The organism is Candidatus Villigracilis saccharophilus, assembly GCF_016711665.1.
In genome coordinates this window covers 1-22,212 of record NZ_JADJSO010000080.1, presented here as the reverse complement: position 1 = coordinate 22,212, position 22,212 = coordinate 1, and the positions used below count along the sequence as shown (strand labels likewise).

Genomic DNA, 22,212 nt, shown 5'->3' with positions numbered 1-22,212 from the left:
GCATGCCAACCAGGATCACCAAGCTGAGCGCCGCTGACCAATATCTTGAGCGCAGCGGAAGAGCTTTGCAGCGCAGCGATAATCCCATTTCTCGGTGCAGTTGTTGTGATAGTCATTTCTATTTCCAGTTAAATGGGTTGCGGTTCAGGTGTTCGTGGGCTAAGCGGGGCTTTCCGCGAATTTTGTAAAGCATAGGCAAGGATCTCAGCCATTGCCAGATATGAATCCGAGGATATCTCTTGGCCGAAATATCGATCGTTTTAAAATAGCGCGCGCCACAGGAATATTTCTGGACGACAGGGGATGTGGTTTTCTTTTGCCAGTTTAACAGTCCCGTTCAGCCACTCGATAAGGTCCTTTGGCCAATGCAAAGCAGGAGCCCGCATGCCTTCATGATGTTCCCTCGCGATCACTTGCGAGGTGAGTGAAATACACATCTCGGCAAACTTGCTCACAGCGTTTGGCAGATCAAACTGGTTGAATGCGATCATTTCAACAAAACTGGAACGCAGAAAACCGTAGGCGATCCACGAGACCCAGCCCAGTTTAAGTAAAGATCGAAGCACCTCAAAAAAACCGTGCGATGAAAAAATCCGTTTAAACCCTTCAAGCGGGTTCAGGCGCTTAAAGTCGAAACCGATCTTTTTGCCTGCCCATAAAAATTGGGTCTGTGCCAGAGTGACCACCACACCGGTCAGCATCAGACCGACGACGATAAAGCTAAAGGATGGCAGAAGTTGCAGCGAAAAAGAAATGGCGGTTCTCTCAGGCCATTCAACGGTGACATTGCGCCTGGAAGTTCCACGATCGGGTTCGTAATAAGTCCAGAAAAGCCAGCGCCATATTTTTGCTGTCCCCCGCAACAAGGAACGCACTCATGACAATAATGATTGCTGAAATCAGTTCCTGACTGCGTACCACCTGGCCTTCATCGCGGAGCTTCCAGAAGGCGGTGGCTGGTAGGGAGCTTCAGTTTTATTATCTGTATCTGCCATGTTGTTTGATTACTCACAAATAAAAGCATGTTTTCTATCATGGACTTGAATAAAAGTTGTCAGATTCGGAAGAATAACGGCAAAGGTCGCTAACCATGGCGATCATTGCCACAACCACTTTGGGCCAGCAGACCCAAAAATAGACCTGCACCTGAGGCGCCACTCGCGCCATTAGACCCAGGCCAAGGATCGATTTAAAACCAGAGCCGCCATGACGGGTAAAGCCAAATGAACACCAGTGGCAATAAATATTGAAGTTGTTTTCATGATCATTTCCATTCCATTGAATGGAAGACTGCCATTCAATGGAACGGCAGTAAACGTATTGTGCAGGGCGATCAAAACCAGGTGATGGCCATCGATCAAAGGAGAAAATCATGGAAGCTGTCATAACAAAAAATCTGGTCAAACGCTGAGCCTGCCTCGCCCAAGGCCCGGGTTAAAATTCGGCTGGATTAAAACCGCTGCCCATCCCCATGGCTGATCGGCCATTTGAATAGCTCCAAAAGCAAGATCTGCGGAAAAACCAACCAATGTGCCGATGATGATCTCCCCTACCAATGGCCAATCCATATGACAGAATCGATCGTTACCGCATCTGGCGGGAGTGGCTGCCAGGGAACAGCACCATATGAAGCGCAAACCGAGGCCCGATCCGTACCTGGGTCGGAATATTCTGCCCCGAATACCCGGCACATGAATAATAATTGCCATAATACGGGTAAAGCCAGGAAGAATAATTGTGCCTGAGGACGGAGATTGTCATAAAATTTATTTTTCCAAGCACAGCATATCTAAAAAAATGATACCTGATTCCCCCTTTTGTGTCTGTAAATGTGATGTGAAGCCAGACTAAATATGGCGTAAAAAATTTCAACCCAAATTTGGCTTATTTTTGTTCAGCCTGCCCTGAAATTGATCCCAATTTTTTAGGGCACACATGAAAATTCCTAAAAGCTCAAAGAGCCTTCAGGAATGGAATAATTCTGTTTATTGATCTTCGTCGATGAATATATCTGATCAAAATATGTGTGCTGCTATTCCAGAAGCATCCAGATCAATTGGTTAATTCACCAGACCGTCCAAAGCAGCCTAAAATACGCGCCGCCATCAGGTCAGGATTCAAGGGTTTTACCAAAAAGCCGCTGGCGCCATCTTTTGCCGCTTTTGAACGATCTCGGAAAACCCATGGATGAGATGAAAAATACTTTGGTCCTTTTTAGGAGGACTTCAGCATTCAGTTGACTGATCAAATCCAATCCATTCTGACCTGGCAAATAAGTATCCACCAGAAGCACATCCGGGAGATGCTGGACCAACTGCTGACGAAGAGCGGCGGCTGATTGCAGATGATCGGGTTCATGCCATGGCGGATCAAAGCCAACTTAATCAGCTGGCATTGCAAAATATTAGGTTCGAGCACAAGGATTGAAAGGGTTTCTCGCTTCATATTGGCTATCCAGTTTTTGAAAGAGCGGGGAATTTCCGGGAGTTCGTCATCTTTAGTTTAAGTTTTTCCACTTCAGCCGCATCGATCTTTAGAATATTAAGTGATTCGGGATGGATCTCGAAGCTTAATAAGCGCGGACTCTGTAAATTGATAATCCTGGGCCATGGAATTCGCCACATTAACAATGGCAGGCAGCTGCTGATTGGTCCTGGCAAAAGAAGGTGCGTGATGACAACGGATCGCATCCACCAGCACGACAGGAAAATTCCAGTGCTCGGCGATCAAGCCGCCGACCCGGGCATGGTCGATGCCGATCATTTTTTCCTCCACCTGCCAGAGCGGAATTTTATACTTTTGTACAGCATCAACGATCGTGTTGTAATCGCTCAAGACCACCTGATCCAACAGCAGCTTGCCGATGTCATGCAGCAGACCAGAGACATAAGCTTCTTCCGGGATTAGGGTAGCGCAGGACTTGCGCAAGCCATTCTGACGCCACTCCACCACGAGGGAATGATGCCATAGTTCGCCTGCTCCCTGCCGATACCCGTTCAGACTGCGTTTCATCATGCCGGTTGCAGAAGAAGTTAGCAGGATCGTTTTTAGGCGTCCCAGACCAATGAGCATGATCGCCTCATTGAGCGTTGTACATGTGCGGGAATATCCAAGCGAAACGGAGTTTGACATTTGCAGGACCAGGGCAGTCAAGGCTTGGTCCAGACCGATCAGCCCGACCAGACCGTCAATGCTAATATCCCGTTTTTCAACCTCATTCAAGATGCGGGACACATTGGCAGGCATGGGTCTGAGACTCGAGATCGACTGAATGATGCTTTCAACCCGTTGTGACAGCATGGATGGATATCTTAATGAACCAGATTAGGCAGGCTTGTGAACAGAGCGTGGGTAAATGTCATTGCCTGTTGAAGCATCCATGAACCAAGCAGAACCAACACCAGCACAATGCCGATCAATTTCGGAATGAAGATCAGCGTGGATTCGTTGATCTGGGTCGCGGCCTGAACCAGACTAACCAGACTACCGATAATCAAACTGATCAACAAAATCGGACCAGCCAAAATAAGCGAGATCATGATCGCGTTTTGTCCCAGAGTAAGCACATAAGCTTCAGTCATCCAAACCTCATCAATTTCCAGTAAAGCTCAAGACCAAGCTGCGAACGATCAAATACCAGCCGTCCACCATGATGAACAACAGGACTTTGAATGGCAGCGAAACAAGCGAAGGCGGCAGCATCATCATACCCATCGAAAGCAGGATGCTGGAAACAACCAGGTCGATCACCAGGAAGGGAATGTAGATCACAAACCCCATGGTAAACGCGGTGCGGAGTTCACTGATAATGAACGCCGGGAACAAGGAGACGGTGGGGATATCATCGATCGTAACAGGTTGGGGTTCATTCCCCAGTTCCAGGAATAATTGAATATCCTTTTCACGGGTTTGATTGAACATGAACTCGCGGATCGGTCTTTGGCCCTCCTTCAGCGCGGTGGCTTGATCCATTTGTTCATCCAGGAACGGCTGGATCGCATTTTCATTTACCTGCTTATAAACCGGTGCCATAATGAAGAAAGTGAGGATCAAGGAAAGCCCGATCACAACCTGATTGGGGGGAATGGAGGGAGTCCCAATGGCGTTGCGCAGCATGGACAGCACAATGACAATGCGAGTAAATGAGGTTGCAAGGATCAACACGGATGGCGCCAGAGACAGCACGGTCATGAGCACCAGCAACTGCACGCCGGAGGTGACTTGCTTGGGTTGCGGAGACTGTCCATCCACAGTCAATGAAACTCCAGGTGCTGCTGAACATCCGCTTAGCAGGATGCCAACAACAAGAACGATAAAAATAAGAACAAGCGTTTTTTTAAATGGCCTGGAAATGACCTTGGAGAGCTTTGAACCGGCTTGGGGAAACGTTCTATCAACCATGGCTGATCTTTATTCCTTTCCCTTTATGCTCTCAGCGGACAATTTGAGACTAAAAGATTGGAGCAATGAACCAAATTCAAAACCTGATTGAACCGGGGCATCCTCCACTGGAACAGGATTCATACTATGTTCAATGGAAGAGATCAGGGAGACACTTTGGTCGGTGGCCCCGATCAATAATTTTGGTCGCCGATCACCACCAGATGAAGAGCCTGCTTTGGGGATAATCGAACTGTTTCGAGAACGCGCATCTGGCGGGACGGTTTTCCGCCTGTCCCAACTTGCTGCCAGCGTCGAAAGATCATGGAACTGCCGACGATCAACAGCAACACCACCAGCAATTTCACAAAGGCGCTCGCAAAATACAATGGCGTTGACCCGAGCGGATCAGCAGATGTGGTTGAGCCGCCGCCAAAGGCCAAAAGCAGGCCGGTGATTAATAGGCTGAAAGCCAGCAAAAAAACTGTCAGCTTTTGTTTATTACTGCTGGCCTGATACCACTTCTTGATCACGGTCACTAATGCGGGCATCAGGAGGTTACCTTCTCACTATTTGTCGAGATCATCTCAATGATGCGAACACCGAATTTGTCGTCGACGACCACAACTTCTCCGCGCGCCACCATGCGGTCATTCACAAAGACGTCCACGGGATCTCCGGCGAGCCGGTCCAACTCCACAACGGATCCATTCTTTAATTCAAGGATTCGGGCAAGCTGCATGCGGGTACGTCCCAACTCCACAGTGACCCGCAGCGTAACATCCATCAGCAACTCGATGTTTGTCGAATTGAATTTATCCGATTTACCGCCTGGCTTTTGAGCCGCGCTATCAGCACTTCTACCAACGGGCATATCTGTAATAATATCGTTTAGATTTTCCATTTGATTTTCACCTTATTTATTACTCGACTGGGTATCGTCATGTTCACGGTAAACCCCATTGATCTGAATCCCCATGCGTTTGCGGGATTTTCCAACACTGGCATAGAATTGCTTTTTATTTGCCACCTGCACGACCAGGGATTTTCGACGCTCTGATCGAGTTCGATCACATCTCCGATCGACAGTCCCATCAGGTCCTTCAAGGTGAGATCAGCGTTTCCCAAGATCACCTTTATTGGAATGACCGCCTTCATCATGGTCTGGATGGCTACCTGACGGGCGACAGGGTCCATCTGATGTTCCTTGCGCCCCGCGATCCAGATATGCGGATTAAGTACATCGGCAATCGGCTTGAGCGTATTAAAGGGGATGAAGAAACTCATCGTGCCGGTAACGCCCTGGATATTAATTTCAATGGCGATCAGCAAAACGCGTTCATTGCCCATCATCATCTGCACCCAATGCTGATTGATCGTGCTGTCTTCAAAGACGGCTCAAGGAAGCGACCTTGCTCCACGCGCTTTTCATCCCCCAACATGTGTTCCACCAATCCGCGCAGCAGGGACTGATCGATTTCGGTTAACGAGCGCTCTGTAAAACGGCCTTCGATCTTTCCGCCAAGGCGCTGCTCCAGGATCAAATAACTGATATTGTGACTCAAAGTCAGCACCATGTGACCAGGCAGGGGTGCCAGCGAGATCAAGTGGAATAAAGTTTGTTCAGCAAAATCATTGATGAAATCGTGAAAGCGGCCCTGCTCCATAAGCGCCAGGCGCGGGCGAACATTGGTTCTTAGAAAAGTTGGCAGGGATGTTGTCAGGCGTTCGCTCAGGTCTTCATGCACCAACTCAACCGCGCGCATTTGATCCTTTGAAAACCTGGCAGGCGACCAGAAGTTATAGGTCTGGATCTTCTTTTCCCCGCCAGCATCAGATTTGGCAGCTTCGCCCGGCTGATTAAGCATATCAGCCAGGTTGAGGCTATCCTCACCATGTTTCTGATCTATATTGATAGCGCCTGATAATAAGGCATCAATTTCGGATTGAGCTAACATAGATTACTGGACCACGAATTCCGTAAAATAGATCGACAGGATGTGAAGATCAACAAGTTTTTCAGAGAGGGTTTCCAAAATCTCCGTTCGCAGCTTTTCCTTGCCATCCGCCGTATACAGGTCCTCGTAGGTTTTGGTTGACAGGAGCGTGATGACAGTGTCATCCATGATGGGCAGCCGTGAATTAAGTTTTTCTTCAAATGCCGTTTCATAAGCTATTTTTTCCTCTTCCGGCAGCAACTCATATTCCGGGTTATCCGGAGCAACCTCAACGACCACTGTCACGCGTATATATCTCCGCCCGCCTGGATCAACCAGGTTGATGATCTTGGTGGACATGGGAACCATGATGCCTTCCCCTGGAATAAAGTCGTGCGTTCCCGTCTCGGTTGTCGTTGTTTCTTCACTTGCCGCCGCCTCAGAGACATGCGGTTCCGGTGTGGTAAACGCAGTATCATATTGATACTGCAGGCGGAAAGGCTTCGGAAGTTCATCAGGGGCAAAAATAATATACGCCATGAAGATCGACAGAAAAGCAGTCAATAAAAGAATTACCTGGGTGATCACATTGAGGATTTTTAGGATTTTATCTAACATGGGACTCCGCTTCTGGAACAACTTGCTATTGGACTTTACGGTTGAATAACCGGGGAATTAATATCTATGATATTACTCTCCACTTTATACATGATGACAATTTCCACACGGGCGTTCAATCCTTTATGCTGTTCGGTGTCATTGGGAAATACCGGCGCGTACTCACCCTGGCCTGAAATGATCATTCTTTCAGGCGCCACCCCGGCGTTCATCAAATATTTTGCAACCGACGTGGCACGCGCCAAAGACAGCTCCCAATTGCTTGGATAGAGTGGATTGATGGAAGCTGTATCGTTTGTATGCCCAACCACCTTGATCTTGTTTTCGATGGGAAGCATCATCTCAGCAATGGTGTCGAGCACAATCAAAGCCTCTGGCGGCAATTCTGCCTGACCATCCGCAAAAATCAGGCGCTCGCTGAGTGAGATCAACACGCCCTCGATGTTGGTTTGCACGCTGACCTGGCTGCCGAGGTTTTGAGAAGAAAGCATGGAAGTTAATTGCCCGGCAACTTCCTCCGACTGGGTGGGACCTTCGGGAATACCCGGAACAACGATCGGCTTGGATGTTCCGTCTTCGCTTGTACCACCAGCCTGGTTGATCTGACTATCAACCACCTGAGACGGTCCGCCGAGTGAGAAGGCAGACCGCATACTGGTGGCCAGGATTTTGTATTTCTCGACATTGACCTGACTCATGGAGTACAGAACGACAAACAAAACCATCAACAGGGTGATGAAATCAGCGTAGCTCACCAGCCAGCGTTCGTCGTGATGCTCTTCGTGTTCTTCCGGGCGGTGTGCCATGGTTAAGCCTTTGCCCTCTCGGCATTACCTGCCGGAACCTTCTTGTCACCCGCCTCTTCTTCGCTCTTGGCTTCAGACGGAGACAGGTAAGCATTTAATTTATCACGCACAATACGCGGATTTTCGCCGGCCTGGATGGCAAGAATGCCCTCCATTTGCATATAGCGATCATGGGCTTCTTCTTCATCTTTTGCCTTTAGCTTACCTGCGATGGGTAAAAAAATTAGATTGGAACTCAATAAACCCCACAAAGTAGCTAAAAAGGCGGCGGCGATCGCTTCGCCGAGCGCGCCAGGGTTGTCCAATTGTTTCAACACGCTGATCAGGCCCATCACCGTTCCGATGATACCGAAGGTAGGAGCAAATGCGCCAGCCGCGGTGAAAAACCCCATGCCTTGTTTGTGGCGGGCACGCATTTGAGCGACTGTGGTTTCCAGGATCGCAGATACCTGCTCGGGATCGATCCCATCCACCACCATCGAAATCCCTTTTTGAAGAAATTTGTCTTCGATCTTCTTGCTATCATCTTCAAGGGCCAGCAAGCCTTCACGGCGGGCCTTATCTGCCAGTTTGCTCAAAAGGTCGATGGTTCCCCTTGAATCAAATTTTCTTGTTGTAAAAGCCTGAATGATATATTTAGGTAATTGAAGCACGATCTTCAAAGGTGCGGTAATAGCTGTCGCCCCCAGCGCCCCGCCAAAAATCAAGATGATCGCAGATGGATGGGCGAATAATTCTCCGGGTGTGCCGCCGTCCATAATCAATGCCGTAATAATGGCGGTAAGAGACAAAATCAAGCCCGCGATGGTCGCAATATCCATAAATTACTCCTGATTTCCTGTTTTGGATTTATATTATTTCTTCTAGATCACGTACCTGATCACTCTTCTGAAGTTTTTGAGATGAAGGGAGCCAGGGTTTTTCGACGATATTCGATGAAACGCTCCGCAATTTCTTGCGGGGAGTCTTTAACGATGAATTTTTTATTGCTTATCAGCGTAACAACCGTGTCGGGCGTCGCCTCCACGGTTTGGATCAATTCAGGATTGACATAAAATTTCACGCCGTTTGTTCTGATCAGAAAAATCACGATTATTTTCCTTCCTGCCTGGCAACATCGGCTCAAGGTCTCGAACAGGCAGTCATTCCATGCGTAACTTTAGCATATCGCCGTAAGTTTTCGTGTAAATTGGCCGTGAAAGGAATATAAAGATTGGCTAAAAACTTGCGCCGATTTAACCGCGTAAAATGACCCCACCGGACCACGGTGGAGTTATTTTACCGCCCGGTCGAACCGTGCGTTGCTATTTCCCCGGTTCTTAATTATTTACTCCCTTTGAATTTGGGAGGAGTCTGCCCTCGGCCTACGCCTCTCGTGAGATCGTTTGGACTGAGATCGACTGCGACACCGTTTGTTTATAGTAAAACTCCAAAGTAGCCAGGGGACGCTGGGTAACGATCGGCCCGGTGGTTTTACCCCAGATCAGTTTACTGCCCGCGTCGAACCAGTCATTGCCATCGCCGCCAGCAAAGATCAGGTCGCCGATGGGAGTCTTGTTGGCTACAAACGCCTCATTATTCTGCACTTTTGTGGAGAATAGCCCGGTTTCAGGAGAGAATTCCTTCGAATCTGAACCAATTCCCTTGACATGCTGCGCCCCTTTGAAGATATCGACCTGTTCGATGAACCCGGCATCCTTGGCCTTGAAGGTCACGCGCGTGCCGTCCATCAACATAAAGGTCGTAAAGTCGTCACTGGCTTTTAAGTCCTTGAAATCACCATCGCTGTTCCCGCCCACATCACTAACATCCACATGCGGGTCGCCCCAGATGGTGGTACTCTTATTGGTCCATTTGTCCAGGATCGTAAATGTGGAGCCATCCGCGAACTTAAAAAGATAACGGTCGGATTCGGCATAGTTTTGATCGTGAACCACCAAACCTTCCAGCGCTGTGTTCGATCGATAACGCAACTCCAATTTGATCTCAACACTCTGACTGGCTGTGACAGAGAATCCCTCTTCAGGAATATCCGCTTTGGGCGTATTCGCGTTTTGGAGATTCTGCAATTTGCCGTGCAGGTCGGATAGTTTTATATCTATATTTTCGATCGGCGGCAGGGGGCCGGCGGCCGGGTTAGCGTCAGAAGGGGCCGAGCCGCTGATAAGCATCTGATCCTCTCCAAAATAGTCCAATGCAGTTTTTTCATCCACATGTTTCCCACGGCGGCGCAATTCCGCGTTATTTTCAATTTCCATTAACCGGCGGGCTATCATTAAATTGGATAGATCTGTTGACGCGATATCGCTCATAGCTGCCTCCCGGGCACAATCATTCGATATCCTAGAGTCGGCTTAATCGGTAAAATCTTGAGGGGTTGACAGGCATCAGTTTTTTTGACAGAGCTTCCACCCATATCTCCAGCCATCCTGCTTGTTTAAAAAAAGAACGCCAATACCTGATGAGGTATTGGCGTAGATCAGCGGACAAAGTTGAACTTAAAGGATGCCCTGATTCCTGCGTGTCTGAAGAATAAAGCTGTTAATATTCTCTTCAGTTTGGAACTGACTTCCAGGAGCGACAGAAAAACCGGGCGCCCAGAAATCACCCGAGACATTTAGTCTTTTATAGCGCGGGTAGTCTTCAAGGATTTTCTGGGATGTTATCTGGCGTGTAGCGCGCATGAACTGAGCGGGGTTTGTCGTGAGAGGGACCGTGATCACCCATTGCAAATATCCCGGCCGGATCATGACCGAGCCCAAACGCCAGCCATAGGATATACAGATCTGTTTTATCCAGCGGGGCAGGTCTTCAGTGATATCACCTGTCAGATAATGATCGCTGAAACGGGGGATCAACAAACAGGCATACGTCAGCTCATAGGAAATTTGCTGGGCGGATTCAAACTCAATAACATCGCCGTCCCCCATACCTGTCGAGGGGCTCTGTTCTACAAAGTTTGTCTCAGGGACAGGGGCGGGCGCTGACGGCCGAGTAACCGTTTGTGTTTCTCTTTGGTCGAGCTGAACTTGTTCCGTTTCAGTGGTTACATATTCAAAAGTGTTCACAAATACCTCGGCGGACGATATAGAGGAGGAAAAGCCTGTTTTTTGGCGGATTTATTTCAGGAATATACCATATTTCTGATCACGACCTTGGGTGTAGTCAACCAAAGGCTTGGGACATTAATCCTTGTCAAAATATTACCATGGCCTACCATGCCCAAGTATAGTCACTACTGCAATATTTCCCATAAAAAATAAGTGAAATTTAGAACACAATTTCGAGTCCGGTTTCAAGCTTTGGGTAAACATTCTCACAAATGCTACGCGAATATCATAGGGCAGGTACGCTTACGACTCGGCGCGGATCTCCTTCATGATCAAATTGGAACTTTTTACAGACTCAAAATATATATTCCGCCACACATGCGGCTGGATCCCGAGCTGTAAAATGTGATCCCAATTACCGTCCTCTGTTGCGATCACAGCCTTCAAGACCACTCCCAACTTCCCCTTTCGATGGACCAACGCTTCATTAATATCTGGTGTAAGCGGGAGACTCTCAACCACTTGAAGCATGGGGACATCCATAATGGCATCCAAAACCGATAGAAGCCCGATCAGGAAATAGGATTCAGTATGCTTGACGCCCAGTGTCGTGCCAAGCATCTCGCATATTTTTGCCCGTTGAAAAGCAACAGCGGTCAGTTCGTGCGGCTTGTCATCCGCTGTCGCCATCACAAGCAGCAGCATCCAACTGCGGAGCTGCTGCAGACCGATCAAGGCAATGGCTTGTTGAATGGACTTGACCTGATCGGCGAGGGAATAATAACCCGAGTTCACCAGACGCAGTAATTTGTAACTGAGACCAACATCCTGCGAGATGATCGGGTCCAGCAAATGAAAACTGGTCTGGGCATCCATGGTTGCCGCCAGGGAACGCATCAAGCTCAAACGCGATACATCCAGTTTCTTCTTCTTATATTGTATCGTCTCGGGTTTATAAAAAAAATAGCCTTGAAAGAAATCAAACCCCAATTGCAGGCATGTGAAAAAATCCTGCGGTGTTTCCACCTTTTCCGCCAGCAGCAGGATGTCGCGTTGTTTAATGGAACGTACCATGTCCGCGAGATCGGTCCTGTTGACAGCCAGCATGTCGATCTTGATCAGGTCAACCAGACCTTGGTCAAGGATCGGGGCGATCTGTTCCAGGGAAATCACATCATCCAGGGCGATCAGGAAATTCTTCCTTTTGAATTTACGAAGCGCCTGAAAAAGTTCATTATCCAGAGCGATATCTTCCAACACTTCCAGGACAACCCGCCTCGGATCAAAGTTCTCGACCCGCATGCCCGTCAACAAGCAGATCAGATCATCTTTTACAAGAAAATCTCTGGTGAAATTTATAAAGGCAAGCTGCGGCCCCACAACCGCATCCAGCCCCATTTCAAAAAGCGTATTGGCGAAGACCCTGGATGTGGCAGCATTGCCATCCTTGAACATCGCCTGCGTGTCGTAAGGAAAAGCCCGGTATAACAATTCATACCCAATGGTTTCCTTGTGACTGTTTAAGATCGGTTGTCTGCCTACAAGTAATTCGGACACTCTGATTTCCCCTCTTAACCCGCATGGAACAAGGGATTTACGAAGATTTTTTTATTTCTTCCAGCGATCAAACAAAGCTCATATTGTGAGAGCGAACGCTGACAGTTGATTCAACTGGAATGAGTCTACAGTTGACCCGTTCAAAATGTAATAAAAAAGCCGTTAATTTCTTACCGGCCTGTCCCGCGGCACCGACCTAAGCTGCGCCCGCAGGACTGCTCGTGAAAAGCGGAACTTCGAATGCGCGGAAATCCCGACAAAGGCGCCCGGGAAAATTCACACAATATTAATGAGTTCTTACCTTTATTTTTATTATGGAAAACCGCCCTTATTTATACAATGGTGATGGGTTGATAACCCGGATTCTCCGGTGATCGATCCATCTGTAATTACATTGTTGTTTGATCCATAGCATCCCGAGCCCTGGCGATCGGCTCGGGAATAATAAAAAGGAGATTGCCATGAATGACCATGAAAAACTCGAAATGTATATCGCAAACTGCAAATGCTGCATGCTGGCCCAGGCGATGAAAACCTGCCCAATCTGCCGCTTCAATATTGGGTTGGCTGAAAAGGTGGAACTGACCGCGCCGGCGATCCCGTTGACCCTAGCGATATTTAATGAAAAGACCGCAATATTTGAGATGGCTGAATAAGTATGCTCTTGGTTGGGAGAAGGTCATGAAGTGGATTGACAACCTTAGAATGAGTATTAAATTGCTGGGGGCCTTTGGCACCATCCTTGTGCTTATCATCATCATTGCCGGCGTGGGGTACGCCTCAATGAACAGCATCAATAACGGCATGACAACCATGTACGCAGACCGTCTCCTGCCGATCGAACAATTGGGGAATATAGAAGCGGATATGTACACGATCAGGGGAAGTGTTTATAAAACTTTACTCATTCCAAAAGAGGCGGAAAAAAGCAAGGCGGAAATATCAAGGCTCGAGAAAAGCATAGACGAAAATTTCAAGGCATACAAAGCATCCGTGCTCACGGATGAGGAAAAAGCGGAGATCGCTGTATTCGAATCAGTCTTTCGGGAATATCACAACGCTGCGGCGGAAGCCATCGCATTAAATGAAGCCGGCCAGCGGAACGAGGCGCTTGCCAGCATTGTCGAAGGCGGGCGCACGGCAAACGCACTCGCGACATTGTCCGAGTCGATTCACAGGCTGCTTGAGATCAACGTAAAAGTTGCCGAGGAAACACACCAGCAAGGCAATGAAACATTCATGAACTCCCGCAACATCCTGTTCATGACCACGATCGCGGGGATATTGATATCGCTGGGATCTGTGGCTGTGATCACGCTCAGCATTACCGTCCCACTTGCGATCGTGGTAAAGATCTCGCGCGAGATGGCTTCCGGGAACCTGGTACGCGACATGAGCGATGCGGAAAAAGATAAGGTGCGAAAACGCAGGGATGAGATCGGCACGATCGGCAAGGCCTTCGACGAGTTGATCGATTACATGCAAAGCATGGGGGTCGCCGCGACCGCCATCGCTGAGAACGACCTGACCACTCATGTCACGCCAAAATCAGAGAAGGATGAACTGGGCAATTCCTTCGCGAAGATGATCGCCGGGCTGCGCGACGCAGTGGGGCTGATCACTGAGAGCGCCAATGATGTCACCGCATCTGCCGCCCATTTGGCAGATACTTCCAAACAATCGGGCGAGGCTGCCAACCAGATCGCCGCCACCATTCAAGAGGTAGCGCGCGGCACCCTGCAGCAAAGCGAGGTCGTCAACAAGACCACCGCCTCCGTCGAGCAAATGCGAAACGCCATTGACGATGTCGCCAAAGGCGCGCAGGGGCAGGCCAAGGCCATCACCCAGGCTTCAAGGATCACCTCCCGCATCAGCACCGCCATCGAACAGGTCGCGGATAACGCGCAGGCTGTCACCCGTGACTCTGCCCAAGCCGCCACCTACTCCCGCGACGGCGCCAAGACCGTCAAGGAAACCATTAGCGGCATGGAGACCATCCGCGAAAAGGTCGGTCTCTCCGCGAGCAAAGTGGAAGAGATGGGCGCGCGTTCCGAAGAGATCGGCGTCATCGTCGAGACCATTGAAGATATTGCCTCTCAAACCAACCTGCTGGCGCTCAATGCCGCCATCGAAGCCGCGCGCGCCGGTGAACAGGGCAAAGGTTTCGCGGTCGTGGCGGATGAAGTCCGCAAGCTGGCGGAACGTTCCAGCCTTGCCACAAAAGAGATCGCGGCGCTCATCAAGGGCATCCAGAAGACCGTCAGTGAAGCCGTGACCGCCATGCAAGCCTCGGCGCAGGAAGTGGAGTTGGGCGTGACACGCGCCAATTCCGCCGGTGAAGTGCTCGATCATATTTTGAGCGCGGCTGAGTCTGTTTACAAGCAGGCAGAAGAAGCAGGCAATACCGCCGCCAAGGTGCGTGTTGCCGCCGCCGAACTGGTCGAAGCAGTGGACGCGGTCTCGGCTGTGATCGAAGAGAACACCGCCGCCACCGAAGAAATGTCCGCCCATTCCACAGAGCTGACCCAGTCGATCGAGAACATTGCAAGCATCAGCGAAGAGAATAACGCCGCTGTCGAAGAGGTCTCCACTTCCACCGACGAAGTATCCGCCCAGGTAAAGGAAGTGTCCGCTTCGGCCGCATCCATGAAGGAATTGTCACTGCGCCTGCAAATGGTGGCGGCTCAGTTCAGGCTGGACCTGGAAGCAAAAGAATCCAACAACCTGATCAATATCGTGCTGTCCTCCTCACAACACAGCGAGTGGGTCAACAAGGCATCCGAAGGACACCTGACAAAGGAAGATGCCGCATCGGATGCGGAATGTTTGCTGGGGCATTGGTATTACGGCAGGGGCATCAAGGATTACGGACAAAACAGCGCCTTCCAGGCGATCGAACGACCGCACAAAAAATTTCATGAAACACTGTCCACACTCGCCAACTCAACCGACCTTGATAAAAAACGCGGGCAGCAATTATTCGCGCAGTTAAAACAAGCGTACACAGAACTCGCAACTTTGATCGGAGATCTGCAGAATTCAGTTTAACCCATTCGATCTTGTACGCACCGCCCCGAAGGTTTGGATGAAAAACAAACCTAATGATAAGAACCTGCGGGATGTGCTTAAATAATTTCATTGAAAACCAGTCAGCCAAAATGGACTGACAAAAAAATTATCCGAAGGAGAAAAACATGAGTTTCTTGAACAACCTCAGAACGGGTGTGAAATTGATCGGGAGTTTCCTGATCATCGCCGTGATCACGGCGGTCGTCGGTGTGTTGGGCATCTACTACATTAAGCAGATCGATGCCGCCGATACCCGCCTCTATCAGAACCAGACCGTGCCGCTCGGACAGATCGCGGATGCCGCGGTCGCTTTCCAGCGCACGCGTGTCAACTTGCGCGACATGATATTGGCGGCAGACACCGCGGAAGCGCAAAAATATGCCGATACCATCAAGACACTTGATGAACAGATCGTCACCTTGTCGGCAGATTATGAAAAATTGATCGTGGCGCCTGAAATGCGCGCATTATTCGATGACTACACCAAAGATTATGCAGAGTTCAAAGGCTATCGCGACACGATCATGGCGCTGGCATTGGCTGGCAAGCAGGACGAAGCCCTGACCACCCTGCGCGGGGATGCCTTCGCGAGCGCCAAAGCCGTGGAAACAGCCCTCGATGCCATGCAGGTCATGAAGACCGAACAAGCCAAAGCACTGGCAGATGAAAATACCGCCACCGCCAACCAAGCCACCACGATCATGATCATCATTGTGGTTGGCGCCGCGCTCTTAGGCGTCGGCTTTGGCGTGATCATTTCCAACAGCATCGCCAACCCGCTGGCATTCCTGACCAAATTGGCGAAAGCCCTCTCGGTCGGCGACATGGTGCGTGATGTGAGCGAAGCCGAGAAGGACACGGTCCGCAAACGCAAGGATGAGATCGGCGACATCAGCAACGCCTTCGATGCGCTGATCAACTACATGCAGGGCATGGGGGTATCCGCGACAGCCATTTCTGAAAATGACCTGACCACTACAGTCACACCCAAATCACCCAAGGATGAACTCGGCAACTCCTTCGCCAAGATGATCGCCGGTCTGCGCGATGCCGTCAGCCAGATCGCCGAAGGCGCAAACTCCGTCTCCATCGCCGCCTCCCAATTGACCACCGCCGCTGAACAATCCAGGCGAAGCCACCAGCCAGATCGCCACCACCATTCAACAGGTCGCGCTCGGCACCGCCCAGCAGACCGAAGGCGTCACCAAGACCTCCGCCTCCGTCGAGCAGATGGGACGCGCCATTGACGGCGTCGCCAAGGGCGCTCAGGAACAAGCCAAAGCCATCTCCCAGGCTTCACAGATCACCTCCCGCATCAACGCCGCCATCGAACAGGTCGCTGCCAACGCGCAGGCTGTCACCCGTGACTCCGCTCAAGCCGCCACCTACTCCCGCGATGGTGCCAAGACCGTCAAGGAAACCATCAACGGCATGGAAGCCATCCGCTCCAAGGTCGGTCTCTCCGCCACCAAGGTCGAAGAGATGGGTACCCGCTCCGAAGAGATCGGTGCCATCGTCGAGACCATCGAAGACATTGCCTCTCAAACCAACCTGCTGGCGCTCAACGCCGCCATCGAAGCCGCCCGCGCAGGCGAACAGGGCAAGGGTTTCGCGGTCGTGGCCGATGAAGTCCGCAAGCTGGCCGAACGCTCCAGCCTCGCCACCAAAGAGATCGCCGCCCTCATCAAGGGCATCCAGAAGACCGTCAGTGAAGCCGTGACCGCCATGCAAGCCTCCGCTCAGGAAGTCGAGCTGGGTGTGACACGCGCTCATTCGGCTGGCGAGGTGCTCGATAACATCCTCGGCGCGGCGGAATCCGTTTACAAGCAGGCCGAAGAGGCGGGCAACACCGCCGCCAAGGTCGGTGCTGCCGCCGCTGAACTGGTCGAAGCGGTCGACGCGGTCTCAGCCGTGATCGAAGAGAACACCGCCGCCACCGAAGAGATGGCTGCCAATTCCACAGAGCTGACCCAGGCCATCGAGAACATCGCCAGTGTCAGTGAAGAGAACAGCGCATCCGTCGAGGAAGTCTCCGCCTCCACCGAGGAAGTTTCCGCCCAGGTCGAGGAGGTTTCCGCCTCCGCCACTTCCCTGATGGAGATGGCTCAGAAGCTCCAACAGGTCGTCTCGCGCTTCAAACTCGAAAGCGGTAGAAAATAGATACCAGACCGGACAGGTTAGTTACAACCTGTCCGGTCTTACGATGAAATACCAAAAGGAGAAAAAACATGGAACAACAGCTTGTTATTTTTGAACTGGCAAACGAATTCTACGGCATCAACATCTCTGTGGTTGAAAGCATTATCAAGATGCAGTCCATCACGCAATTGCCGCAGTCGCCCGCTTATGTCAAGGGCGTTACCAATCTGCGCGGCAGTGTCCTGCCGGTCATTGACCTGCGTTCCCGCTTCGCGCTCGAACCCAAGGAAGACACCCGCCAGACGCGCATCATCATCGTCACGATGGGCACGATCAAGGTCGGCGTGACCGTGGACGGGGTCTCGGAAGTGCTGCGCGTTTCAGATGAATTGATCGAGCCGCTGCCGCCGATGGTCAACTCGGTCAACTCTGTCTTCTTAAAAGGCATCGTCCGTTTGGAGAACCGCCTGATCATTCTATTGGAACTCGGCAAAGTGCTCGACCTGAACGACCAGCAAGTGCTGGAAGCCTTGTCAGCTCAAAAAGCATAAACAAAAACTGTATTATTTTTGGAGGGATCAATGAAGTGGCTGGATAATCTAAAGACAAGTACGAAGTTGATCGGGGGCTTTGGCGCGGTGGTTGTATTAATGATCGTCATCGCAGCCGTGGGCTACATGTCCATGAACACCATCAACCAGGGTTCGGAATCTTTATACACCGACCAGACCCTGCCGATCCGGGATGTGAGCGCCGCCAATTCCGCGTTATGGAAACTGCGCGGGGACCTGTATAAATTCACTTATATTCCCGCGGGACGTGAAGATACAAGAAAAGCGATCGATGGGGATGTGCAAACGATCGAAGGGCTGATGGATACCTACCGTGCCGGCGAGCTTGGTGAAAAGAGAAAGGCGGCCCTGGCGGAATTCGACAAGACCTGGCCCGTCTACCATGCTGCCGCGGATGCGATCATGCAGAATGTGGACAGCGGCAACATGGACGCCGCGATCACCAGCATTACCGACGGGGGCGAGGCCTCCAACGCCCGCAAAGCAGTGGGCACGGCCATGGAGGCGATCGTCGAGGTCAATGCCGGGTTGGCCGAAGAACTGTCGCATGAGAATACAGCCACTTTTTCCTCCTCCAGCATGACCTTGATCCTGGTAGGCATTTTTGGGGTGATCGTTGCGATCGCCTTTGTGATCGTCATCAGCCGCAGTATCACCGTGCCGTTATCCATCGTCGTGAACATCGCCAAGGCAATGTCGGTCGGCGACCTGGTGCGCGATATGAAAGATGCAGAGAAAGACAAAGTGCGCCTGCGCGAGGATGAGATCGGCGACATCGGAAAAGCCTTCGATGCGCTGATCAACTACATGCAGGGCATGGGCGCTTCCGCTGTATCCATTTCCCAAAACGACCTGACCACTACAGTTACCCCGAAATCTGATAAGGATGAACTCGGCAACTCCTTCGCCAAGATGATCGCCGGTCTGCGCGATGCCGTCAGCCAGATCGCCGAAGGCGCAAACTCCGTCTCCATCGCCGCCTCCCAATTGACCACCGCCGCTGAACAATCCGGCGAAGCCACCAGCCAGATCGCCACCACCATTCAACAGGTCGCGCTCGGCACCGCCCAGCAGACCGAAGGCGTCACCAAGACCTCCGCCTCCGTCGAGCAGATGGGACGCGCCATTGACGGCGTCGCCAAGGGCGCTCAGGAACAAGCCAAAGCCATCTCCCAGGCTTCTCAGATCACCTCCCGCATCAACGCCGCCATCGAACAGGTCGCTGCCAATGCGCAGGCTGTCACCCGTGACTCCGCCCAGGCCGCCACCTACTCCCGCGATGGTGCCAAGACCGTCAAGGAAACCATCACTGGCATGGAAGCCATCCGCTCCAAGGTCGGTCTCTCCGCCACCAAGGTCGAAGAGATGGGTACCCGCTCCGAAGAGATCGGTGCCATCGTCGAGACCATCGAAGATATTGCCTCTCAAACCAATCTGCTGGCGCTCAACGCCGCCATCGAAGCCGCCCGCGCAGGCGAACAGGGCAAGGGTTTCGCGGTCGTGGCCGATGAAGTCCGCAAGCTGGCCGAACGCTCCAGCCTCGCCACAAAAGAGATCGCCGCCCTCATCAAGGGCATCCAGAAGACCGTCAGTGAAGCCGTGACCGCCATGCAAGCCTCCGCTCAGGAAGTCGAGCTGGGTGTGACACGCGCTCATTCGGCTGGCGAGGTGCTCGATAACATCCTCGGCGCGGCTGAATCCGTTTACAAGCAGGCCGAAGAGGCGGGCAACACCGCCGCCAAGGTCGGCGCTGCCGCCGCTGAACTGGTCGAAGCGGTTGACTCGGTCTCAGCCGTGATCGAAGAGAACACCGCCGCCACCGAAGAGATGGCTGCCAATTCCTCCGAACTGACCCAGGCCATCGAGAACATCGCCAGTGTCAGTGAAGAGAACAGCGCATCTGTCGAGGAAGTCTCCGCCTCCACCGAGGAAGTTTCCGCCCAGGTCGAAGAGGTTTCCGCCTCCGCCACTTCCCTGATGGAGATGGCTCAGAAGCTCCAACAGGTCGTCTCGCGCTTCAAACTGGAGGCTGGCAAAATCAGGTAAATATTTTCATGTCATTGTGAGGGTGTTAAACGCATCTCCCTCACAATGATTTTATCGAAATTTTTTATGTATTACGAAAGAGGTAACTATGAAGACAATCAACAACCTCAAAATTGGAACAAGGCTGGTCGGTGGTTTTTTGATCATCACCGCCTTATTTGCCGCGTTTATTATTTACAATTACACACAACTCCAAAGGCTGGGTCTGATGCAGGATGACGGAGCCAGACGGGCGAATGATGCCCTGCTTGCCATGGAAACCACCACAGATGGAGTTGAACTGTACCAGGTCATTGCCGATACTCAAATAAACCTGGATTTCGAGGATGCTGCCAAAGAATGGGATACGGCGAAAGCTATGACAGATAAAGATATGGATTTAATGTCAAAAGCAGTTGATACCCCGCAAGAAGAAGCCTGGCTGATAGAAGCCAACGCGGGTTACGATCAAATCGTGAACTTGTACGAAAATGAAATGTTACCGGCACTGAAAGCAGCCAATGCCTCGACCGCAGAGACCCAAAAAATGGACGGTGAAATGGACGGGTATATCGCTGCGATGCAAGCTCCTTTGGTAAAAATATCTGATTCTCTCTCCGCAGAATCCATCAAAGGGGATGAAGACTTTGACACAGCCTATACAGGGGTGATCAGTGCATCGATCATTATTGGCGTTATTGTCGCACTGGCGGCGTTCTGGATCGGGATTCTTCTGAGCCGGGGGATCACCAGCCCTTTGAACAATGTTCTTCAAGCGGCATTAAATATAAGTGATGGAGATCTGAGCCAGAAATTGGAATATCAATCGAAGGATGAAATCGGACAACTGACCGAAACCTTTAGGAAAATGATAGCTTACCTGCTCAACATGGCCAATGTGGCAGGGAAGGTCGCCAACAACGATCTGACCGAATCCGTCACCCCGAAATCTGATAAAGACGAACTCGGCAACTCCTTCGCCAAGATGATCGCCGGTCTGCGCGATGCCGTCACTATGATCGCTGAGAGCGCAAACTCCGTCTCCATCGCCGCAGCCCAACTGACCACCGCCGCTGAACAATCCGGCGAAGCCACCAGCCAGATCGCCACCACCATTCAACAGGTCGCGCTCGGCACCGCCCAGCAGACCGAAGGCGTCACCAAGACCTCCGCCTCCGTCGAACAGATGGGACGCGCCATTGACGGCGTCGCCAAGGGCGCTCAGGAACAAGCCAAAGCCATCTCCCAGGCTTCGCAGATCACCTCCCGCATCAACGCCGCCATCGAACAGGTCGCTGCCAACGCGCAGGCTGTCACCCGTGACTCTGCCCAAGCCGCCACCTACTCCCGCGATGGCGCCAAGACCGTCAAGGAAACCATCAACGGCATGGAAGCCATCCGCTCCAAGGTCGGTCTCTCCGCCACCAAGGTCGAAGAGATGGGTACCCGCTCCGAGGAGATCGGTGCCATCGTCGAGACCATCGAAGACATCGCCTCTCAAACCAACCTGCTGGCGCTCAACGCCGCCATCGAAGCCGCCCGCGCAGGCGAACAGGGCAAGGGTTTCGCGGTCGTGGCCGATGAGGTCCGCAAGCTGGCCGAACGCTCCAGCCTTGCCACAAAGGAGATCGCTGCCCTCATCAAGGGCATCCAGAAGACCGTCAGTGAAGCCGTGACCGCCATGCAAGCCTCCGCTCAGGAAGTCGAGCTGGGTGTGACACGCGCTCATTCGGCTGGCGAGGTGCTCGATAACATCCTCGGCGCGGCGGAATCCGTTTACAAGCAGGCCGAAGAGGCGGGCAACACCGCCGCCAAGGTCGGCGCTGCCGCCGCTGAACTGGTCGAAGCGGTTGACGCGGTCTCAGCCGTGATCGAAGAGAACACCGCCGCCACCGAAGAGATGGCTGCCAATTCCTCCGAACTGACCCAGGCCATCGAGAACATCGCCAGTGTCAGCGAAGAGAACAGCGCGTCTGTCGAGGAAGTCTCCGCCTCCACCGAGGAAGTTTCCGCCCAGGTCGAGGAGGTTTCCGCCTCCGCCACTTCCCTGATGGAGATG

The 22,212-nt window shown here is 51.6% G+C and carries 23 protein-coding genes and 1 pseudogene; 7 read left to right on the top strand and 17 right to left on the bottom strand.

Translation table 11 applies throughout. The features are described 5' to 3' along the window. Nucleotides 1-260: 260 nt before the first annotated feature. The 17 genes and pseudogenes from IPL17_RS25000 to IPL17_RS24920 all read right to left on the bottom strand — a co-directional run bounded on the left by IPL17_RS25000 (nucleotide 261) and on the right by IPL17_RS24920 (nucleotide 12,348). Entirely contained in the window at nucleotides 261-866 is a 606-nt protein-coding gene (locus IPL17_RS25000; RefSeq protein ID WP_345309813.1) for an EscU/YscU/HrcU family type III secretion system export apparatus switch protein, read from the bottom strand. Between the two features lie 166 nt (nucleotides 867-1,032). Continuing rightward, nucleotides 1,033-1,386 (bottom strand): hypothetical protein, encoded by a 354-nt coding sequence (locus IPL17_RS24995; RefSeq protein ID WP_345309812.1) that lies wholly within the window; start codon nucleotides 1,384-1,386, stop codon nucleotides 1,033-1,035. 858 nt (nucleotides 1,387-2,244) lie between these two features. After that, the gene (locus tag IPL17_RS24990; RefSeq protein ID WP_345309811.1) at nucleotides 2,245-2,445 is read right to left on the bottom strand and encodes a hypothetical protein; all 201 of its coding nucleotides are present in this window, start codon (nucleotides 2,443-2,445) and stop codon (nucleotides 2,245-2,247) included. Between the two features lie 96 nt (nucleotides 2,446-2,541). Continuing rightward, nucleotides 2,542-3,300: an HDOD domain-containing protein gene (locus IPL17_RS24985; protein ID WP_345309810.1), complete on the bottom strand. Its 759-nt coding sequence runs from the start codon at nucleotides 3,298-3,300 to the stop codon at nucleotides 2,542-2,544. An 11-nt stretch (nucleotides 3,301-3,311) separates the two neighbouring features. After that, nucleotides 3,312-3,581 carry a flagellar biosynthesis protein FliQ gene (gene fliQ / locus IPL17_RS24980; RefSeq protein ID WP_345309809.1) on the bottom strand — a complete coding sequence of 90 codons (270 nt, stop codon included), beginning with the start codon at nucleotides 3,579-3,581 and terminating at the stop codon, nucleotides 3,312-3,314. 10 nt (nucleotides 3,582-3,591) lie between these two features. Beyond that, on the bottom strand, nucleotides 3,592-4,401 hold the full coding sequence (gene fliP, locus IPL17_RS24975; protein WP_345309808.1) for a flagellar type III secretion system pore protein FliP: 810 nt from the start codon (nucleotides 4,399-4,401) through the stop codon (nucleotides 3,592-3,594). Nucleotides 4,402-4,574: 173 nt separating this feature from the next. Continuing rightward, nucleotides 4,575-4,931, bottom strand: coding sequence for a flagellar biosynthetic protein FliO (locus IPL17_RS24970; protein WP_345309807.1), 357 nt, complete (start codon nucleotides 4,929-4,931; stop codon nucleotides 4,575-4,577). Further along, nucleotides 4,931-5,182: pseudogene (gene fliN / locus IPL17_RS24965) on the bottom strand (flagellar motor switch protein FliN); the annotation flags it as partial. The gene IPL17_RS24970 and the pseudogene fliN, both read right to left, overlap by 1 nt. 89 nt (nucleotides 5,183-5,271) lie before the next feature. Then, nucleotides 5,272-5,730, bottom strand: coding sequence for a FliM/FliN family flagellar motor switch protein (locus tag IPL17_RS24960; protein WP_345309806.1), 459 nt, complete (start codon nucleotides 5,728-5,730; stop codon nucleotides 5,272-5,274). Between the two features lie 2 nt (nucleotides 5,731-5,732). After that, nucleotides 5,733-6,338, bottom strand: coding sequence for a hypothetical protein (locus IPL17_RS24955; RefSeq protein ID WP_345309805.1), 606 nt, complete (start codon nucleotides 6,336-6,338; stop codon nucleotides 5,733-5,735). Nucleotides 6,339-6,341: 3 nt separating this feature from the next. Then, nucleotides 6,342-6,935, bottom strand: a complete 594-nt coding sequence (locus IPL17_RS24950; RefSeq protein ID WP_345309804.1) for a flagellar basal body-associated FliL family protein — start codon at nucleotides 6,933-6,935, stop codon at nucleotides 6,342-6,344. Nucleotides 6,936-6,970: 35 nt separating this feature from the next. Further along, the gene (locus IPL17_RS24945) at nucleotides 6,971-7,741 is read right to left on the bottom strand and encodes a flagellar motor protein MotB (protein WP_345309803.1); all 771 of its coding nucleotides are present in this window, start codon (nucleotides 7,739-7,741) and stop codon (nucleotides 6,971-6,973) included. A gap of 2 nt (nucleotides 7,742-7,743) precedes the next feature. Then, a complete protein-coding gene (locus IPL17_RS24940; RefSeq protein ID WP_345309802.1) occupies nucleotides 7,744-8,562 on the bottom strand; it encodes a motility protein A in 819 nt (272 codons plus the stop codon). A gap of 59 nt (nucleotides 8,563-8,621) precedes the next feature. After that, nucleotides 8,622-8,831, bottom strand: a complete 210-nt coding sequence (locus IPL17_RS24935) for a flagellar FlbD family protein (protein ID WP_345309801.1) — start codon at nucleotides 8,829-8,831, stop codon at nucleotides 8,622-8,624. 274 nt (nucleotides 8,832-9,105) lie between these two features. After that, nucleotides 9,106-10,053 (bottom strand): DUF1521 domain-containing protein, encoded by a 948-nt coding sequence (locus IPL17_RS24930; RefSeq protein ID WP_345309800.1) that lies wholly within the window; start codon nucleotides 10,051-10,053, stop codon nucleotides 9,106-9,108. Between the two features lie 186 nt (nucleotides 10,054-10,239). After that, entirely contained in the window at nucleotides 10,240-10,809 is a 570-nt protein-coding gene (locus IPL17_RS24925; RefSeq protein ID WP_345309799.1) for a transposase, read from the bottom strand. A gap of 285 nt (nucleotides 10,810-11,094) precedes the next feature. Beyond that, nucleotides 11,095-12,348: an HDOD domain-containing protein gene (locus IPL17_RS24920; protein ID WP_345309798.1), complete on the bottom strand. Its 1,254-nt coding sequence runs from the start codon at nucleotides 12,346-12,348 to the stop codon at nucleotides 11,095-11,097. A 461-nt stretch (nucleotides 12,349-12,809) separates the two neighbouring features. Here IPL17_RS24920 and IPL17_RS24915 point away from each other — a divergent pair, with 461 nt between their 5' ends. The 7 genes from IPL17_RS24915 to IPL17_RS24885 all read left to right on the top strand — a co-directional run. Further along, nucleotides 12,810-13,004, top strand: a complete 195-nt coding sequence (locus IPL17_RS24915) for a hypothetical protein (protein ID WP_345309797.1) — start codon at nucleotides 12,810-12,812, stop codon at nucleotides 13,002-13,004. A gap of 25 nt (nucleotides 13,005-13,029) precedes the next feature. Next, the gene (locus tag IPL17_RS24910) at nucleotides 13,030-15,396 is read left to right on the top strand and encodes a methyl-accepting chemotaxis protein (protein ID WP_345309796.1); all 2,367 of its coding nucleotides are present in this window, start codon (nucleotides 13,030-13,032) and stop codon (nucleotides 15,394-15,396) included. Between the two features lie 146 nt (nucleotides 15,397-15,542). Further along, nucleotides 15,543-16,664 (top strand): MCP four helix bundle domain-containing protein, encoded by a 1,122-nt coding sequence (locus IPL17_RS24905; RefSeq protein ID WP_345309795.1) that lies wholly within the window; start codon nucleotides 15,543-15,545, stop codon nucleotides 16,662-16,664. After that, nucleotides 16,648-17,577 carry a methyl-accepting chemotaxis protein gene (locus IPL17_RS24900; protein WP_345309794.1) on the top strand — a complete coding sequence of 310 codons (930 nt, stop codon included), beginning with the start codon at nucleotides 16,648-16,650 and terminating at the stop codon, nucleotides 17,575-17,577. Before IPL17_RS24905 ends, IPL17_RS24900 begins: the two co-directional genes overlap by 17 nt. 68 nt (nucleotides 17,578-17,645) lie before the next feature. Then, on the top strand, nucleotides 17,646-18,107 hold the full coding sequence (locus IPL17_RS24895; RefSeq protein WP_345309793.1) for a chemotaxis protein CheW: 462 nt from the start codon (nucleotides 17,646-17,648) through the stop codon (nucleotides 18,105-18,107). Between the two features lie 30 nt (nucleotides 18,108-18,137). Then, complete coding sequence (locus tag IPL17_RS24890; protein ID WP_345309792.1) at nucleotides 18,138-20,174, top strand: methyl-accepting chemotaxis protein; 2,037 nt, start codon at nucleotides 18,138-18,140, stop codon at nucleotides 20,172-20,174. An 88-nt stretch (nucleotides 20,175-20,262) separates the two neighbouring features. Then, the coding region (locus IPL17_RS24885; RefSeq protein ID WP_345309791.1) for a methyl-accepting chemotaxis protein at nucleotides 20,263-22,212 on the top strand (1,950 nt) is incomplete at its 3' end.

What these genes read in the sequence shown, in the direction of transcription:
- IPL17_RS24995 (WP_345309812.1), bottom strand. Translation starts at nt 1,386, where the DNA reads ATGACAGCTTCCATGATTTTCTCCTTTGATCGATGGCCATCACCTGGT.
- IPL17_RS24990 (WP_345309811.1), bottom strand. Translation starts at nt 2,445, where the DNA reads ATGAAGCGAGAAACCCTTTCAATCCTTGTGCTCGAACCTAATATTTTG.
- IPL17_RS24985 (WP_345309810.1), bottom strand. Translation starts at nt 3,300, where the DNA reads ATGCTGTCACAACGGGTTGAAAGCATCATTCAGTCGATCTCGAGTCTC.
- fliQ (WP_345309809.1), bottom strand. Translation starts at nt 3,581, where the DNA reads ATGACTGAAGCTTATGTGCTTACTCTGGGACAAAACGCGATCATGATC.
- fliP (WP_345309808.1), bottom strand. Translation starts at nt 4,401, where the DNA reads ATGGTTGATAGAACGTTTCCCCAAGCCGGTTCAAAGCTCTCCAAGGTC.
- IPL17_RS24970 (WP_345309807.1), bottom strand. Translation starts at nt 4,931, where the DNA reads ATGCCCGCATTAGTGACCGTGATCAAGAAGTGGTATCAGGCCAGCAGT.
- IPL17_RS24960 (WP_345309806.1), bottom strand. Translation starts at nt 5,730, where the DNA reads ATGGGCAATGAACGCGTTTTGCTGATCGCCATTGAAATTAATATCCAG.
- IPL17_RS24955 (WP_345309805.1), bottom strand. Translation starts at nt 6,338, where the DNA reads ATGTTAGCTCAATCCGAAATTGATGCCTTATTATCAGGCGCTATCAAT.
- IPL17_RS24950 (WP_345309804.1), bottom strand. Translation starts at nt 6,935, where the DNA reads ATGTTAGATAAAATCCTAAAAATCCTCAATGTGATCACCCAGGTAATT.
- IPL17_RS24945 (WP_345309803.1), bottom strand. Translation starts at nt 7,741, where the DNA reads ATGGCACACCGCCCGGAAGAACACGAAGAGCATCACGACGAACGCTGG.
- IPL17_RS24940 (WP_345309802.1), bottom strand. Translation starts at nt 8,562, where the DNA reads ATGGATATTGCGACCATCGCGGGCTTGATTTTGTCTCTTACCGCCATT.
- IPL17_RS24930 (WP_345309800.1), bottom strand. Translation starts at nt 10,053, where the DNA reads ATGAGCGATATCGCGTCAACAGATCTATCCAATTTAATGATAGCCCGC.
- IPL17_RS24915 (WP_345309797.1), top strand. Translation starts at nt 12,810, where the DNA reads ATGAATGACCATGAAAAACTCGAAATGTATATCGCAAACTGCAAATGC.
- IPL17_RS24910 (WP_345309796.1), top strand. Translation starts at nt 13,030, where the DNA reads ATGAAGTGGATTGACAACCTTAGAATGAGTATTAAATTGCTGGGGGCC.
- IPL17_RS24905 (WP_345309795.1), top strand. Translation starts at nt 15,543, where the DNA reads ATGAGTTTCTTGAACAACCTCAGAACGGGTGTGAAATTGATCGGGAGT.
- IPL17_RS24900 (WP_345309794.1), top strand. Translation starts at nt 16,648, where the DNA reads ATGGGACGCGCCATTGACGGCGTCGCCAAGGGCGCTCAGGAACAAGCC.
- IPL17_RS24895 (WP_345309793.1), top strand. Translation starts at nt 17,646, where the DNA reads ATGGAACAACAGCTTGTTATTTTTGAACTGGCAAACGAATTCTACGGC.
- IPL17_RS24890 (WP_345309792.1), top strand. Translation starts at nt 18,138, where the DNA reads ATGAAGTGGCTGGATAATCTAAAGACAAGTACGAAGTTGATCGGGGGC.